Origin of the sequence: Mesorhizobium sp. M4B.F.Ca.ET.058.02.1.1 (genome assembly GCF_003952505.1) — a bacterium.
GTDB lineage: Bacteria > Pseudomonadota > Alphaproteobacteria > Rhizobiales > Rhizobiaceae > Mesorhizobium.
Genome location: NZ_CP034450.1, coordinates 1360808 through 1376446 on the forward strand (window position 1 = coordinate 1360808; position 15639 = coordinate 1376446).

A 15639-nucleotide genomic window follows, 5' to 3' on the forward strand; every position below is an offset into this window, starting at 1 on the left:
AAAAATCGCTCGGCGCCGGCGCCAAGCCGGTGTCGGGCGTGGCGCGCACCGGACCGGCGCGGCAGGTGGCTCTCCTTGCGAAGATCCGGTGCGCGTGCCTCGCTAGAGCGGTTCATCGTTTCACGGAAACGCAGAACCGCTCTATCTCTTTGTTTGGCGCAACTCCGGACGGAAAACCGCTACGCACTTTTCCTGGAATTGCGCTGGTGGCGCGGCCGTCAAAGCACCTCCACCCTACCTCCGCGCAACTTGTCCCGACGCAGCTTGAGGTAGTTGCGCACATTCGGCGCAATGCGAAAACCTTCCAGCCTGGTATCCTCGAGTGCCGCCGCCCACCCCAACGCCCCGTAGCGGCTGCCATAGGCTTCGATCGTGGCCGCAAGGCTCTCGCGGCCGATGCGCCGGGCCAGAATGGCGCAGGCAGCAACCCGCGATTCAATCGACCGGCCATATTTGGGCGCGAATGCCAGCCCGCCATCCGCCAGATCGTCGACATCATGCGCAAGGACAAGGAAAAGGATGTCCTCATCGCCGGCTGGCACGCCTTTCTCCACAAGGCGCTCGGGGTCTCCGGTGTCGAACTTCATCGCCCCTACCCTGGCGACAAGACCTTCTACCCGGGGTCCGAGCTTCTGCTCCAGCCACTTGCGGTGGGTTTCGGTGCGCCGACTGGATTTGCCGTCAGGATATTGGGCGCTGTCATAGGAGGCGTGGAACATCGCCGCGAGAACAAGATCCAGATCCTTGTCGAAATGCGCAACCGATGATGCGGCGCCGACGGCATGGCAGATGAAGGGCCGCCCCGTTTTGCGGTAGCGGCCATTGAACATCGCGCAAGCCACGCGGTAGGCCTTCTGGACGCGAAGGATATCGTCTACCGCATGCCCGGCGTCGTGCAGTTGCATGTAAAGCGCCGTATTGGTCTGGCGCGGAACGAACAAGTCTTGTGCGGTCAAGCAAGCCCCCGACTGTGCGGACCCTTCGGCACGGGTTGTGCCGCCCCCGGATCGGCGACAGAAAATTGCAAATATGACCGGCCAAGTCCAGTCAGGCCGACTTGGCGGCCGCGGTCAGATCCGCAAGCCGAATCGTATGCCGTCATTGATGGCGGCGTGGATGGAGAAGCGGACCCTGCTGGTCTTTGTCTTCCTGCGCATTCAAGTCGCGGGGGAGCGTCGTCCCGCTTCCATTTCACGCATCGGATTGGTCCGAAAACCGCTGCGCGGCTTTCAGTCCGGTGCTAATGAGCGGCGCAAATCCGCCGCGTCCGAGGGACCGCGGCGCTATTTCCGTTTTTGTTTGCGCCTCCGGAGCATCCGGCGGCAGCAAGGAGCCCCCAATGACCGACACCAAGAACCTTAGCCAGCTCGGCAAGCACGTCGAGACGCCACAGAGCCCGGAACAGGCGGTGCTGGAGACTGTGCCGTTTTCGCGCGGTGACGGGCCGCCGGCGATCGTGCGCTTCACCTGCCCGGAATTCACCTCGCTCTGCCCGGTCACCGGTCAGCCGGATTTCGCCCATATCGTCATCGACTACGCGCCCGATGCCTCGCTGGTGGAATCGAAATCGCTGAAGCTGTTCATGACCTCGTTCCGCAACCATGGCGCCTTCCACGAGGAATGCACGGTCATGATCGGCCGCCGCATCGTGGAGGCGACCAAGCCGCTCTGGCTGCGCGTCGGCGGCTACTGGTTCCCGCGCGGCGGCATCCCGATCGACGTGTTCTGGCAGACGGGCGCGCCGCCCAAGGACGCCTGGCTGCCCGACACCGGCGTCGCGCCCTATCGCGGCAGGGGCTGAGCAGGCTCGATGATATCGCCTATTCGCACTGGTATTGGCTGAGAGCCCATTCGCCGGTGACCGACAGAAGGTCCGATATCTTCCAGGCGCCGCCGACCTTCCTGAGCTTCCATTCGAGCCGGTGCGCATTGTTGGCGACGACGAAGGCGACGACCACCTTGGCGTCGTCACCCTTGACCGCCTCGATGGTCTTGAGGCTGCCGTCGATCGCGGGCTTGTCGTAGTCGGCATTGTCCAGCGCCATGTTGGGATCGAGGCACTCCCCTGCCCCGACTTGCGCAGCGCATCGCTCTTGTCGAGCACGGTCCTGGCCGGATCGATGAAGTTCTTGCGCTCAGCCGGATCGAGCTCCAGCCCGAGATGCTCGTAGAAAGGTTTTACAACCGCCGTCGGCGAACCCGGCAGCACGGGTGCTGCCGGCGCACTTTCAGCTGGCGGCGATGCGGCCGCCGGGGGTGCTGGCGATGTGTCGTCGGAAGGCGCATTGTCGGCCGGAGCATTTGCCGGTGGCGCGCCGAACAGGCCCTGGGCGCTGACGCTCAAGCCAGTCGCCAGCATCGAGATGGTCGCAAGCGCCAGGGCAATACGGCGAACCATCGCTTCACTCCGGCGCCTTGCCGGGCATGCATTCCAGCGCGCTCAGCGTCCAGCCACCGGTCTTGGAGGCGATGTCGGCGATCTTCCACTTGCCGTCGACCTTCTTCAGCGACCAGACCATTTCACGTTTGGAATCATCGCCTTCCGGGAAAAGGCTGAAGGTCGCCGTCACTTCGGCGCTATCGCCGTTGACGGTCTCGGCAAGCTTCAGCGTCTTCGACAGGGTTTTCTGGTCGAAGTCCTGCGCGTCGAGGCCCGGATCGAAGTCGAGGCAGGCGACCTCGTCCGGGTTGTTCTTGGCGGCCTGGTCGTTGAGGGCGAACAGCTTGGTGACCGGCTCGGTGAAACGGTCGCGATACTGCTCGTCGCCCTCGAACCTGACCTCAGGCACATAGAAGAACTTCACGACATTGGAAGCCGGCCCGGCCAGGGCGGCCGCAGGCACTGCGATCGAGAGGGCGGCGGCAAGCGCAGTCAGTTTCATCCGAAAATCTCCAGGCTTTCGTGGCGCGAACCATTCAATACCACGAATCCTGTATCTGGTTATGGCTGAACCCTTGATATGAATGAGCGGAGCGTTCGTCCGCTGCCAGCCATCAGATATCCTTCGCCAGGCGCAGCGCGTCATAGATCGCGGCGTGGGTGTTGCGCGCTGAGACCGCGTCTCCGATGCGGAAGAGCTGGAACTGACCCTCCGGATTGCGCACCACCGACTGCGGTTGCCCGGCGATGAGCTCGTCGTGCGAAACCTCGCCGTGATTGGTCGATTTCGGTTTCAGTTCGAAATAGATGTCGTCGAGCGGAATGGTGCCGTGATTGACGACAACCTGGTCCACGATGCGCTGTTTGGAGACGCCGCCGTAGTCGCTGCCGACATGTGCAATGAGCTGGTTACCGTTCTTTTCAACAGACTCGAGCCGATAGGTAACCGTGAAGGTCACATCGAGTTTTTGAAGAGATCTCATGTAAGGCACGAGATTCATAGCCATGACCTCGGGTGAGAAGGACCGGTCCGGTGTCATGATCTCGACCTTCGCTCCGGCGCCCGCGAGGAATTCGGCAGCCTGGAGTGCAGCGTGGTCACCCGCATCGTCGAAGATGAGGACATTGGTCCCCGGCTTCGCGTCGCCGGAGATGATGTCCCATGAAGACACCACGAACTCGTTGCCTTTGGATAGGACATCGGTGTGCGCCACTCCGCCGGTGGCAATGATGACGACGTCCGGATTTTCAGCCTCGATGGTTTCGGCTTCCGCCCAGGTATTGAACTGGATGGACACTCCGTGCTTTTCGCACTGAGCCATTCGCCATTCGATGATGCTCATCATCTCCCTGCGACGCGGGCTCTGCGCCGTCAGGCGGATCTGCCCTCCCGGACCGCTTGCGGCCTCGAAGACCACCACCTCATGTCCCCGCTCGCCGGCAACGCGCGCGGCCTCGAGGCCAGCCGGACCGGCGCCGACGACGACAACTTTCTTGCGGGTCGCGGCCTTGGCGACGATGTGCGGCATGGTCACCTCGCGACCGGTCGCCGCGTTATGAATGCAGTATGCCGCTCCGCCCTGGTAGATACGGTCGAGGCAATAATTGGCGCCTACGCAGGGCCTGATTTCGTCTTCGCGCTTTTCGATGATCTTGCGCACGATGTGCGGGTCGGTCATATGAGCGCGCGTCATGCCGATCATGTCCACCTTGCCCGACGCGATCGCGTGGCGCGCAGTCGCCACATCCGGTATTTTCGCCGCGTGAAAGGTCGGGAAGTTGGTCGCAGCGCGAATCTCGCCCGCAAAATCAAGGTGCGGCGAGTTCGTCATTCCCTGAATTGGAATGACGTCCGTCAGGCCGGCGTCGGTGTCGATGTGGCCGCGGATCACGTTGAGGTAGTCGATAAGTCCGCTTTCCTTGAGGCGTCTGGAGATTTCAAAACCCTCCGCCTTGCCGGTGCCGCCGGGGAGACATTCATCCGCGGTATATCGAACGCCCAGGATGAAATCCTCGCCAACCCGAGCGCGGATCGCCTTCAAGACATCCATGCAGAAGCGCATGCGGTTGTCGAGCGAACCGCCGTAAGGACCGTCAAGATCGTTCGTCAGTGGAGACGTGAACTGATCGAGCAAGTGGCCGTAAGCCTCGAGCTCGACGCCATCCATCCCGCCTGCCTTCATTCGCTCGGCGGCATCCGCGAAGTCCTTGATGATGCGCTCGATATCCCAGTCTTCAATCTTCTTGGGAAAGGCGCGGTGTGAGGCTTCACGCTGATGGGACGGAGCCACGACGGGAAGCCAATCGCCTTTGTCCCAACGTGTGCGCCGTCCAAGATGGGTCAGTTGGATCATGATGGCGGCGCCCTCTTCGTGGACCGCATCGGTCATTTTCCTGATCCACGGCACGATCTCGTCCTTGTAGGCGAGCAGGTTATTGAAAACCGGAGGACTGTCCTTCGAAACCGCCGCAGACCCCGCCGTCATCGTCATCGCCACACCGCCCCTGGCCCTTTCCACCGTGTAAGCAAGATAGCGCTGCTTCGGCATCCCATCCTCCGGATAAGCCGGCTCGTGGGACGTCACGATGATGCGATTGCGAAGGGTCAAATGCTTGAGCTTGTAAGGCTGCAGAAGGGGATCGTTCGACATCTGACGGACTCCGGCTGGGGGCACATGCGACGCTATTCGAAAATGTACAGATATGTCAAGTTTGAGTTCTGTCAGGTCGACTAAATCGACATAAGTGTACATTTTGCTGGTTTTCATTCCGACATTTTGATAGGCAGGACGCTCATGGAGCAGATTTCGAACGATAGCGGTTGGCGCGGATCGCCGGAGGGGTGGCTTGGAGCCGCCTACGACCTGCTTCTGGAATCCGGCGTCGATACGGTGCGAATTTCGCCGCTTGCCAAGAAGCTGGGCCTGTCGCGCACCAGCTTCTATTGGTTCTTCAAGGACCGAGAAGAACTGCTGGCTGCCCTCGTGACCCGTTGGCGGGACAAGAACACCGGCAACCTCGTCAAGCAGGCTGAGGCATATGCCGAGACGATCGCCGAAGCGATGCTGAACGTCTTCGACTGCTGGCTCGACAAGTCCCTGTTCGATGCCCAGTTCGAGTTCGCGGTCAGAAGCTGGGCGCTTCAGTCGCCTGAGATTCTGGCAGAGGTACACAAAGCCGACCAGACGCGTCTCGACGCAATGAGCCAGATGTTCGTCCGCTTCGGCCACGAGGAAAGCTCAGCCGACGTCCGAGCGCGCACCATCTACCTCGTGCAGATCGGCTACATCTCGATGCAGACCAAGGAGGATCTCGCGATCCGGATGAAGCGCATCCCCGGCTACGTCGAGATTTTTACAGGCCAGGCCCCGCACAAGCGCGAGTTGGACCGGTTCTTCGCCAGGCATGGCTATTCGGCGGATTGAGGAAGAGCTTCGACAATGGGCGAGCCCGTGAGGATCGGAATAATCGGTGGAGGCGGCTGGCTTGGGCGCGCCATCGTCGAGGCCATCATCGATGCCCAAATAGTCGCCGCCGAGCACCTCACGCTGTCTTATAGAAGCGGGCAATCCGGCTTTCTGCCAAATGCTACATGGACGAGGGACAATCAGGAACTGGGGGATCGATCCGAGGTTATCATCGTATCGGTCCGCCCCCAGGATTGGCCATCGACATTTCTGCGCATGGCAAGCTCGCCATGTCGGTCATGGCCGGGATTCCCATCGACCAATTGGCGTCACGTCTCAAGACCGATCGTATCGTCCGCACGCTTCCGAACGCGGCGGCGGAGGTGCGCAATTCCTATACTCCCTGGATAGGCTCTGAGGGCATCACCCCGGATGATCGCAATCTGGTTCGTCGAATTCTAGCGGCCTGTGGCGCTGCCGATGAAGTCAAAAGCGAAGCAGATATCGACTACCTGACGGGCCTCACAGGATCCGGCCCGGCGTTTCCGGCGCTTTTGGCGGCGGCGATGATGGACGATGCCATCGGCCGAGGAATGAGCCCGGACATGGCCCGCAGGAGCGTCAGCGCGGTCCTGATTGGAACTGGAAAGCTGCTCGAGGCGCGGGGAGAAAATCCCAAAGACATTGTCCAGACCTTCCTCGACTACCGTGGCACCGCGGCGGCAATCGAGGCAATGCGCGCATCTGGGTTTGAAGCAGCCGTGCGAGACGGCCTCGCTGCCGCGCTTCAGAAATCCGTGAGTATGGGCCAAGCCTCCTGACCGCCGCACCAGGCGGGTAACGCCGTCAACCGACCGCTGGGGAGATACGATGTCAAAGCTGCCGGCAATGCCTAGCCTGCCAGGCATAGAGAAGGGCAACGTCTTCTCGATCGAATCCGTCATGGCCCGTCATGCGCGCCCAGGCAGGCATGTGCTTCTGCTCGATGAAGGCGGCGGCTGGCGCGGCTGCCGCACGGCCTGGAAACTTGCCGAGGATGGCCACCAGGTGACCATTCTCACGCCCGATCCGCTGGTTGGCAAGGAACTGCAGCGGACGGCCGCCGATTTCCCGCTGCGACGGACACTGCGCCAGCTTGGCGTCAAATGGTTGGTGGATGTCAGCATCCTGGAGTGGCATGGGGACGGCGTGACCATCGTCGACCACAACACCCGTGACGAGAGCTTCGTCCAGGGCGTTTGTCTTGTTCTCGCAACGACCAACGTGGCGACGGATTGGCTGGCGAAGGAGTTGGAGGGTTCGTCCCAGCCGGTGATGGAAGTCGGCGACGGAGTCGCCCCTCGCCAGGCGCCCTATGCGTTCCACGAAGGACGGAAAATTGCCTAGCGGCTATGATCCGCGCGCGCTCCGCTTGCGCTTCATGAACGTTCTCTCTGCAATGCTGCGGCGCGACCCCTCAGCCTCCGAAAGTCGCGACAGGCGTTTTGAGTTGGGATCGCTCAGGCTTGATACCGAGCCCCGGTATCTGGGGGACGCGTATATGCCCGTTTTCGATAACGACGGGGTTTACGGGATCCGTATGCCCTTCGATGTATTCCTGCGCGATCCAGGCCCCCTCAAAACGTCTCGGCTCGACGGTCGCGGCGAGGTGTACGCATGCCGCGGCGATGATGTCACCACCCCAGGCATCGTCGCAGCTGTGCGGAAGCGATCGTATCGCGCACAGGTCGCGGACCGTGACCATCTTGGTGAGACCGCCAAGGCGGGTGACCTTCAATCCGAATCCGTCCGCGATGCCTGAAGAGACTGCCCGCAGGACGGCATTCAAATCCTCGGTATTCTCATCGAGGTAGACCGGATGGGTCACGCGTCCCTTGAGGCTCGCGACTTCCTCCATCGTGTTGCAGGGTTGTTCGAACACGAACGGTATTGCCTGGCAAAGCCGATCGATGTGCAGCGCCGCCGCGGTGGTGAGGCCACGATTGGCGTCGACGGCCATCCGGGCCTTGAAGCCAACGGCTTCCCATACCTTGTGCACGGTGGCGACGTCTTGTTCGAGATCCCGTCCGCCGATCTTGACCTGAAGCCGCCTGTATCCGGCCTTGACCTTGTCGATGGCGATACGCGCGGTCTCGTCCGGTGCCCCGACGACAGTCGAGTAGTAGGACGGCACACGGTCGGTCAGCGCGCCGCCCAGAAGCGTTGAAACCGGTACGCCCAGCCGCTGGCCGGCGAGGTCCAGGAAAGCTATGTCCAAAGCTGCCTTGGCATAGTTGTGGCCGTTCAGCCGCTCGTCCATTCTTTTCGCAAGGCGGCGCATGGACGTCGTGTCCTCGCCGACGAGCCCGGGCGCCATTTCGGCGATTGCCGCTCTCGCCCCCAGAGCATGTTGAGGCTGATAGACAGGGCCGACCGGGCAAGTCTCGCCCCAGCCTGACAGTCCGTCCTCGGTGGTGACTTCAACGAGCGTGCTGTCCAGATTCCGCACGGTATCGCTGGCCATCCGGTAGGCACCGCCTTTGATGGGCAGAAGCACCTGATAGACTTTGATCGACTCGATGCGCATGCGGACCTTAGCCCCCTTCGAGCCCAGCGATTCTGGCCATCTTGCTATCCCGGTGCATGACGGCGCTCCCGGTCACAAACCTGGATCGCATTTGCCGTGGTCAAGCCCGCACATTGTGCTTGCGCTTCATGAAGTCCTTGGCGGTCTCGACCGCGACCGCCGCGTCGCGGCAGTAGGCGTCGGCGCCGACAGCCTTGCCGAACTCCTCGTTGAGCGGCGCGCCGCCGACCAGCACGACATAGTCGTCGCGGATGCCCTTTTCCTTCATCGTGTCGATGACGACCTTCATGTAGGGCATGGTGGTGGTCAGCAGCGCCGACATGCCGATGATGTCGGGCTGGTGCTGCTCGATCGCCTCCAGATACTTCTCGACCGCATTGTTGATGCCGAGGTCGATGACGTCGAAGCCGGCGCCCTCCATCATCATGCCGACGAGGTTCTTGCCGATGTCGTGGATGTCGCCCTTGACGGTGCCGATCACCATCTTGCCCTGCTTGGGCGCGCCGGTGGCGGCAAGCAGCGGGCGCAGGATGGCCATGCCGGCCTTCATGGCGTTGGCCGACAACAGCACTTCCGGCACGAACAGGATGCCGTCGCGAAAATCCTCGCCGACGATGCGCATGCCTTCGACCAGCGCCTCGGTCAGCACCTTGTAGGGTGCCCAGCCGCGCTCGAGAAGGATATGCGTGCCTTCCTCGATCTCTTCCTTCAGCCCGTCATAAAGGTCGTCGTGCATCTGCTGCACGAGCTCGTCGTCGGAAAGCTCGGAAAGGATGATCTCGTCGTCGGACATTTTTTCTCGGCGCCAATTGCTCATGAGTGATTTACGGACCGCCGGCACCTTTGTCAGAGGTGCCGGCGGCAGTTGCTTGCAAGTCTCGGGAGTTATTTCAGGCGTCCAGCCAGACGTTTTGGAAATCCATTTCGTAGGTCTGGTGCATTGAATAGTTCTTCACCTTCTTGCTCATGTGACAGTAGAGCTTCTGCCAGAACGGCTGGATGATGACGCCGGAATCCTGCAGGATCTGCTCGACGTCCTTCATGACCTCCTTGCGCTTGGCGGGATCGGCCAGCGAGAGCGCCTCCTTGAGTTTGGTGTCGAAATCCGGGTTCGCGAACGCCGTCTCATTCCAGGCCTCGCCCGAGCGATAGCCGAGCGCCAGTACCTGCACGCCGAGCGGACGCATGTACCAGATGGTCATCGAATAAGGATACTTCGTCCAGTCGTTCCAGAAGGTCGAGCCCGGCAGCACCGTACGCTTCACCTTGATGCCGGCATCGCGCAACTGGCCGGCAATCGCATCGCCGGTGTTCTTCTGCCATTCGTCCTCGACGGTGATCAGCTCATGCTCGAAGTCGGCCTGCCCGGCATCGGCCATCAGCTTCTTGGCTGCGGCGGCATCGCGTGCCTTCTTGGGCAGCGGATAGTATTCGGGATGGATCGGGCTGACGTGGTGGTTCTCGCCGACCGTGCCGCGCCCGGCATAGCCGAGCTGCATGACGGCATCGTTGTCGACGGCCATCTGCAGCGCGTTGCGCACCCGCTGATCGTCATAGGGCTTGTGGGTGATGTTGGTGCGGGCAACGAGCGTGGTCGCCGTCGCGACCTCCGATTTCACCAGATCCATCTTGTCGAGGGCGTCGATGAAGTCGGCCGGCGTTTCGAAATCGAGGTCGATCTCGCCGGAATCGAAGGCATTCAGCGTGGCGTTGAAGTCAGTGCCATAGTCGATGAACTCGACACCGTCGAGCGGCGTTTCGCCTCCCCACCACTTGCCGTTCTCGCGACGCTTGACGATCGCCTTCTGGCCGACATCGTAGGAGACCAGCTCGAACGCTCCGGTGCCGATCGGCTTCTTGATCGGGTCGGCGCCATCCTTGTCGAAGTCGCGATGCACGACCAGCGCCGGATAGTCGGTGAAGCCAGGTATGATCGCGATATCGGCTTCGCTGAGCTTCAGCTTGACCGTATGGTCATCGACCTTGGTGATTGCGCCATCCCTTGCCTTGCCGGTCTTGGCGTCGACCAACGCGCCGACGCGGGCGGCCATGGAATTGCCGGAAGCCCCCTTCTCGCACCAGCGATTCAGGTTGAAGACCACGTCGTCGGCGTTGAAAGCATCGCCATTGTTCCAGGTAACGCCCTTGCGCAGGTGCAGCGTGTATTCGGTGGCGTCGTCATTGACGTCCCAGCTTTCGAGCAGCACCGGCTCGAAGGTGAACTGGTGCGTGTAGCGGACGAGCGGCTCCAGCCAGCAACGGGTGACGTTCGCCATTTCGGTCCAGTCATAGGTACGCGGATCCTTCTGCGCCTTGACCGACATCGAGACATGAAGTGTGCCGCCTTTCTTCGCCTCGTCGGCCAGCGCCTTGGTCGGCGCGGCAAGGCCGATCATGCCATAGGCGAACGCCGTCGACGCGCCGAACGCACTGGCCAGCGCCAGGAATTCCCGCCGGTCCATGCGGCCAGCGCGCGTTTCATCCGCCATTGCCTCGATGGCGCCCGGGACGCGGTCGCCATTGCTTCTGAAGAGCGTCATTTTTTCCTCCCTTATGGTTCGTCAGGTCTTCGCCTGTCTTACTAACTAACGCTGTCCGGCAGTTTTTCCTCACGCCGCGCGATCAAATCCTTGAGACCCTCGGCGATGCCCTCGTCGAGCTTCGGCTCCTCATAGTCGGCCAGCATGTTGCGCGCCTTCTCACGGCCGCGCGTGTCGTGGTCCTTCGCGCCTTCGGCGTTCCATTGCTCGTACGAATTGAAGTCCATGATGGTGGGCATGAAGAAGGCGGACTCGAAATGTTCGAGCGTGTGCTGGGTGCCGAGGAAATGGCCCTGCGGCCCCACCTCGCGGATCGCCGCCATCGCTTCCTTGAAATCGTCGAAGGGAAGGCCGCCGGCATATTTGTACCAGCCGACAAGCTGCTCGCAGTCGGTGGCGAATTTCGAATAGCCGCAGGTCAGCCCCGCCTCCAGCCATCCGGCCGAGTGCCAGATGTAGTTGGCGCCGGCAAGGATGGCGGCATGCATCAGCATGTTCGCCTCGTAGCCGGCCTGGGCATCGTTGAGCTTGGAGCCGACATGGAAGCCGGACGTGCGCCAGGGCAAGCCGTATTTCCTGGCCAGCGCGCCCATCAGATACATCATCTGCGCCGCCTCAGGCGTGCCGCCCATCGGCGCTCCGGTCTTCATGTCCACCGTCACCATGAACTGGCCGTAGATCTGCGGCGAGCCCGGACGCAGCAGCTGGGTGAAGGCGACGCCGGCCAGCGCTTCCGCATTGACCTGCGCCACCGCGCCGACGGCGGAGGCCGAGGTCGAGGCGCCGCACAGAGCGAAGGGCGCCAGGATCAGCGGCTGGTTACTGCGCGCATAGACCTTCATCGCGTCCAGCATGGTGGCGTCCCACACCAGCGGCGAGTTACAGTTGGTGATCGAGACAAGGACCGAATTGTCGCGCACATAGTCCTCGCCGAAGACGATGCCGGCCATCGCCATCGTGTCTTCGGCGCGTTCCTTCGACGTCACGATGCCCATGAAAGGCTTGTCGGAGTGCTTCAGGGCCGAATGGATGATGTGGAGGTGACGCTTCGGGACCGCAATTTCCATCGGCTCGCAGATGACCGAGCTCGACGAGTGCAACGCCGGCGCCATGTAGGCGAGCTTGTGGAAATTGTTGAGGTCGGCGAGCGAGCCGTAGCGCCTGTTGTTGTCGAGGTCACGCACATAGGGCGCGCCATACATCGGCACGAAGATGGAATTCTTGCCGCCGACGCGAACGGTGCGCTCGGGGTTGCGGGCGTTGAGGGTGAATTCCGATGGGACCTTGGAAACCAGCTCCATCAACAGCGCACGGTCGATACGGACGCGTGTTTCCGAGACATCGGCCCCTGCGGCCTTCCACAGGGCGATCGCCTCGTCGTCGCGGAACTCGCAGCCCACCTCTTCGAGGATCGCGAGCGATTCCTGGTGGATCAGTTCCACCGCCTCGTCGGGGACCATCTGATACGCCGGGATCTGGCGCACCAGCGTCGTAAACGAGGCCACGGGAGCTCCCCGTATCGCCTTGCGCCCCAGGCGGCCGCCGCTTCTGCGATTGGCATGTTCGGTCACTGCAACGGCCGGTGCATTCATGGCAATTCATCCTCCAACAGCCCGTCAACTTAACGAGGCGAAACATCGCTGTGACGCTGGAAAATCCTGATCGCTTGTATAAACTCTGCTTATGCGAAGCCTGCGCCACCTCCTGCCCTCCGCGGGCAGCCTGATCGTCTTCGAGGCGGCCGGCCGGCTGTCGAGCTTCACCGCCGCCGGGCGAGAGCTCGGCATGACGCAGGCGGCCGTGTCCTATGCCGTGCGCGGGCTGGAGGAACAGCTCGGCGCCAAGCTGTTCCAGCGCCGCCACCGCCAGGTTGTCCTGACGGAGGCCGGCGAGCGCTTCCACGCCGATGTCTCGCTCGGCCTTTCGCATATCCGCAAATCGGCGGAGGATCTGCGCCTGCAGGCGACCGGCGGCCACGTCACGCTGGCCGCGTCGACCGCCTTCGGCTCGTTCTGGATGATGCCGCGCCTGCAGCAATTCCGCGACGAGCTGCCGGGTATCGATCTGCGTATCCAGACCGCCGATCGCGACCTCGACATCATCGCCGAGGGAATTCCGCTCGGCGTGCGCGGCGGCATGCCGCGCGACTGGCCGGACTATCATTCATTGTCGCTCTCCGACGAGGAGATCTTCCCGGTCGCAGGCCCCAGCTACCTCGCCAAATTCGGCAAGCCGAAAACGGTCGAGGAACTCGCCACGCACCGGCTCATCCATCTGGAGGAGCCCTACCGCGAGGCCCCGAACTGGGACGAATGGTTCGCGTCAGCCGGAACCAGCCTGCGCAACGCCGAGCGCGGCTTGCGCATCAATGATTATGCGCTGGTGATCCAGGCGGTGATGGAAGGGCAAGGCATCTCGCTCGGCTGGCGGCACCTGGTCGAGCGCCTCGTGGCATCGGGGCTGCTGATGCCGGTGACGGATCATGTGCTGAGAACCGGCATCGGGTTCTACGTCATCTGGCCAAAGAACCGCGAACTCAGCGACAATGCGCGCAAGGTAAGGGACTGGCTGGTGACACAGGCGTGAGGTCGCCAGCTTCTGCGCTGCCACGCCGGCAGGCCAAAGCGGAGCGCGAGGGATCACGGCGGTGGCTGTTGCCAACGTCATTCCACCCCTCCCCCAATGCTGTCGAATCCGCCTATAATCTCCGGATGCCCATCCGCCAGCTTTCCGAAACGATGATCAACCAGATCGCCGCTGGCGAGGTCATCGAGCGTCCGGCGAGCGTGGTGAAGGAACTGGTGGAGAATGCGCTCGATGCCGGGGCGTCCCGCGTGGACATCGTCACCGCCGGCGGCGGGCTGAACCTGATCCGCGTCACCGACGACGGCTCCGGCATCCCGGAGCGGGAACTGGCGCTGGCAATCGCACGCCACTGCACTTCCAAGCTTTCAGACGACATCCTCGACATCCGCTCGCTCGGCTTCCGCGGCGAGGCGCTGCCCTCGATCGGCTCGGTGGCCAGGCTGTCGATCCGCTCGCGTACGGCAAGCGGCGACAATGCCGCCGAGATCGGCATCGAGGGCGGCCGCGTCTCGGCGGTGAAGCCGGCGGCCGCCAACCGCGGCACGACGGTCGAGGTGCGCGACCTGTTCTTCGCCACGCCCGCACGGCTCAAATTCATGAAGGGCGAGCGGGCCGAAAGCTCGGCGACCAGTGATGTGGTGAAGCGCATCGCCATCGCCTTCCCCGGCGTGCGCTTCACGCTTGCCGGCACCGACCGCTCGACGCTGGAATTGCCCGCGACCGGCGACGATCCGGAGGGCCGGCTGCAACGCGTGGCGCAAGTGATGGGCGCCGACTTTCCCGACAATGCCATCCCCATCGATGCTACGCGCGATGGCGTGCATCTTGCCGGCCACGTCTCGATTCCATCCTTCACGCGGGCGAACGCGCTGCAGCAATATGCCTATGTCAACGGAAGGCCGGTGCGCGACAAGCTGATCGCCGGCGCAATCCGTGGCGCCTTCGCCGACGTGCTGCCGCGCGACCGCCATGCGGTGACCGTGCTGTTCCTTTCGCTCGATCCGGCGACCGTGGACGTCAATGTCCATCCGGCCAAGGCCGATGTGCGTTTTCGCGATCCGGGCCTGGTGCGTGGGCTGATCGTTGGCGCCATCCGCGAGGCGCTGGCCGGAGCCGGCATCCGCGCCGCGACGACGGGAGCCGCCGGCATGATGGCGGCGTTCCGGCCCGGCAGCGCGCCCTACGCGCATCCGGGCCCGGCCAATGGTCACCGCAGCTACGAAGCGGCCTACCGCGCGTCGGGTTTCGCCGGCTTCGAGCATTCGCCGCAGCGGCCGCTCGACATGGGATATGGCGACGCCCAGCAGCAAAGGGCCGGCTTCGGCGAAAACGACCAGGCTGCGTTCGAGACCGGGCCGCTTCACAGCGCCGACGCGCGCGCCAGCCAGGACGAGCCGGCCGTGACGTTGCTCGGCACGGCGCTGGGCGCGGCGCGGGCGCAGGTACACGAGAACTATATCGTCGCCCAGACCAGGGATTCGCTGGTCATCGTCGACCAGCACGCCGCGCATGAGCGGCTGGTCTACGAGGCCCTGAAGAACGCGCTGCACTCGCGTGCGGTGCCCTCGCAGATGCTTTTGCTGCCGGAGATCGTCGACTTGGCCGAAGAAGACGCCGAGCGGCTGGCCATGCATTCCGAGACGCTGGCCAGATTCGGCCTCGGCCTCGAGCGCTTCGGCCCGGGCGCGGTGGCGGTGCGCGAGACGCCGTCGATGCTCGGCGAAACCAATGTGCAGCAACTGGTGCGCGACCTCGCCGACGAGATCGCCGACAACGACACGGTCGAGACACTGAAGGAGCGGCTGCACCACATCGCGGCGACCATGGCCTGCCATGGCTCGGTGCGTTCGGGGCGGCTGCTCAAGCCAGAAGAGATGAACGCGCTGTTGCGCCAGATGGAGGCGACGCCCGGCTCCGGCACCTGCAACCACGGCCGCCCGACCTATATCGAGCTGAAGCTTGCCGACATCGAGCGGCTGTTCGGGCGGCGGTAGGATCGTACGGCGCAGCCCCGCCCCGCTGCTTCGCGGCGACCCTCCCCACAAGGAGCAGGTAAGCGCGGTGCCCTACCCCCCTTGCCGGGAGGTCGGACCGAAGGTCCGGGTGGGTGGGGGACATGAAAAGAGCCGCTCGATGCGGCTCTTTTCCTGACTCGGGAAC

Annotated in this window: 13 protein-coding genes and 1 pseudogene; 6 read left to right on the forward strand and 8 right to left on the reverse strand. The window is 63.0% G+C overall.

Annotated features, from left to right (window positions below):
- Nucleotides 1-218: 218 nt before the first annotated feature.
- A complete protein-coding gene (locus EJ073_RS06850) occupies nucleotides 219-956 on the reverse strand; it encodes an HD domain-containing protein (protein ID WP_126055057.1) in 738 nt (245 codons plus the stop codon).
- Between the two features lie 383 nt (nucleotides 957-1339).
- On the opposite strand from EJ073_RS06850, the gene queF reads away from it, so the two are divergent.
- The gene (queF, locus tag EJ073_RS06855) at nucleotides 1340-1801 is read left to right on the forward strand and encodes a preQ(1) synthase (protein WP_126055058.1); all 462 of its coding nucleotides are present in this window, start codon (nucleotides 1340-1342) and stop codon (nucleotides 1799-1801) included.
- A 19-nt stretch (nucleotides 1802-1820) separates the two neighbouring features.
- On the opposite strand, the gene EJ073_RS32870 is transcribed toward queF, so the two are convergent.
- The 3 genes from EJ073_RS32870 to EJ073_RS06870 form a co-directional block, all read right to left on the reverse strand.
- On the reverse strand, nucleotides 1821-2045 hold the full coding sequence (locus tag EJ073_RS32870; RefSeq protein ID WP_348627238.1) for a hypothetical protein: 225 nt from the start codon (nucleotides 2043-2045) through the stop codon (nucleotides 1821-1823).
- A gap of 357 nt (nucleotides 2046-2402) precedes the next feature.
- The gene (locus EJ073_RS06865) at nucleotides 2403-2882 is read right to left on the reverse strand and encodes a DUF3828 domain-containing protein (protein WP_126055059.1); all 480 of its coding nucleotides are present in this window, start codon (nucleotides 2880-2882) and stop codon (nucleotides 2403-2405) included.
- A gap of 112 nt (nucleotides 2883-2994) precedes the next feature.
- Nucleotides 2995-5031, reverse strand: a complete 2037-nt coding sequence (locus EJ073_RS06870) for an NADH:flavin oxidoreductase (protein WP_126055060.1) — start codon at nucleotides 5029-5031, stop codon at nucleotides 2995-2997.
- A gap of 144 nt (nucleotides 5032-5175) precedes the next feature.
- Here EJ073_RS06870 and EJ073_RS06875 point away from each other — a divergent pair, with 144 nt between their 5' ends.
- The 3 genes and pseudogenes from EJ073_RS06875 (at nucleotide 5176) to EJ073_RS06885 (ending at nucleotide 7173) form a co-directional block, all read left to right on the forward strand.
- The gene (locus EJ073_RS06875) at nucleotides 5176-5805 is read left to right on the forward strand and encodes a TetR/AcrR family transcriptional regulator (RefSeq protein ID WP_126055061.1); all 630 of its coding nucleotides are present in this window, start codon (nucleotides 5176-5178) and stop codon (nucleotides 5803-5805) included.
- A 15-nt stretch (nucleotides 5806-5820) separates the two neighbouring features.
- Nucleotides 5821-6608, forward strand: a pseudogene (locus EJ073_RS06880) (pyrroline-5-carboxylate reductase dimerization domain-containing protein).
- 49 nt (nucleotides 6609-6657) lie between these two features.
- Complete coding sequence (locus EJ073_RS06885) at nucleotides 6658-7173, forward strand: hypothetical protein (RefSeq protein WP_189347300.1); 516 nt, start codon at nucleotides 6658-6660, stop codon at nucleotides 7171-7173.
- A gap of 70 nt (nucleotides 7174-7243) precedes the next feature.
- On the opposite strand, the gene EJ073_RS06890 is transcribed toward EJ073_RS06885, so the two are convergent.
- The 4 genes from EJ073_RS06890 to EJ073_RS06905 form a co-directional block, all read right to left on the reverse strand.
- Nucleotides 7244-8353, reverse strand: a complete 1110-nt coding sequence (locus tag EJ073_RS06890) for a mandelate racemase/muconate lactonizing enzyme family protein (RefSeq protein WP_126055062.1) — start codon at nucleotides 8351-8353, stop codon at nucleotides 7244-7246.
- 100 nt (nucleotides 8354-8453) lie between these two features.
- Entirely contained in the window at nucleotides 8454-9146 is a 693-nt protein-coding gene (locus EJ073_RS06895) for a B12-binding domain-containing protein (protein WP_126055063.1), read from the reverse strand.
- A 97-nt stretch (nucleotides 9147-9243) separates the two neighbouring features.
- Nucleotides 9244-10893 (reverse strand): ABC transporter substrate-binding protein, encoded by a 1650-nt coding sequence (locus EJ073_RS06900; RefSeq protein WP_126055064.1) that lies wholly within the window; start codon nucleotides 10891-10893, stop codon nucleotides 9244-9246.
- A gap of 41 nt (nucleotides 10894-10934) precedes the next feature.
- Nucleotides 10935-12485, reverse strand: coding sequence for a trimethylamine methyltransferase family protein (locus EJ073_RS06905; RefSeq protein WP_126055065.1), 1551 nt, complete (start codon nucleotides 12483-12485; stop codon nucleotides 10935-10937).
- A 91-nt stretch (nucleotides 12486-12576) separates the two neighbouring features.
- Between EJ073_RS06905 and EJ073_RS06910 the strand changes: the two genes are divergently transcribed.
- Nucleotides 12577-13479, forward strand: coding sequence for a LysR substrate-binding domain-containing protein (locus EJ073_RS06910; RefSeq protein ID WP_126055066.1), 903 nt, complete (start codon nucleotides 12577-12579; stop codon nucleotides 13477-13479).
- A gap of 125 nt (nucleotides 13480-13604) precedes the next feature.
- Nucleotides 13605-15473 (forward strand): DNA mismatch repair endonuclease MutL, encoded by a 1869-nt coding sequence (gene mutL / locus EJ073_RS06915; RefSeq protein ID WP_126055067.1) that lies wholly within the window; start codon nucleotides 13605-13607, stop codon nucleotides 15471-15473.
- The last annotated feature ends 166 nt before the right edge of the window (nucleotides 15474-15639 follow it).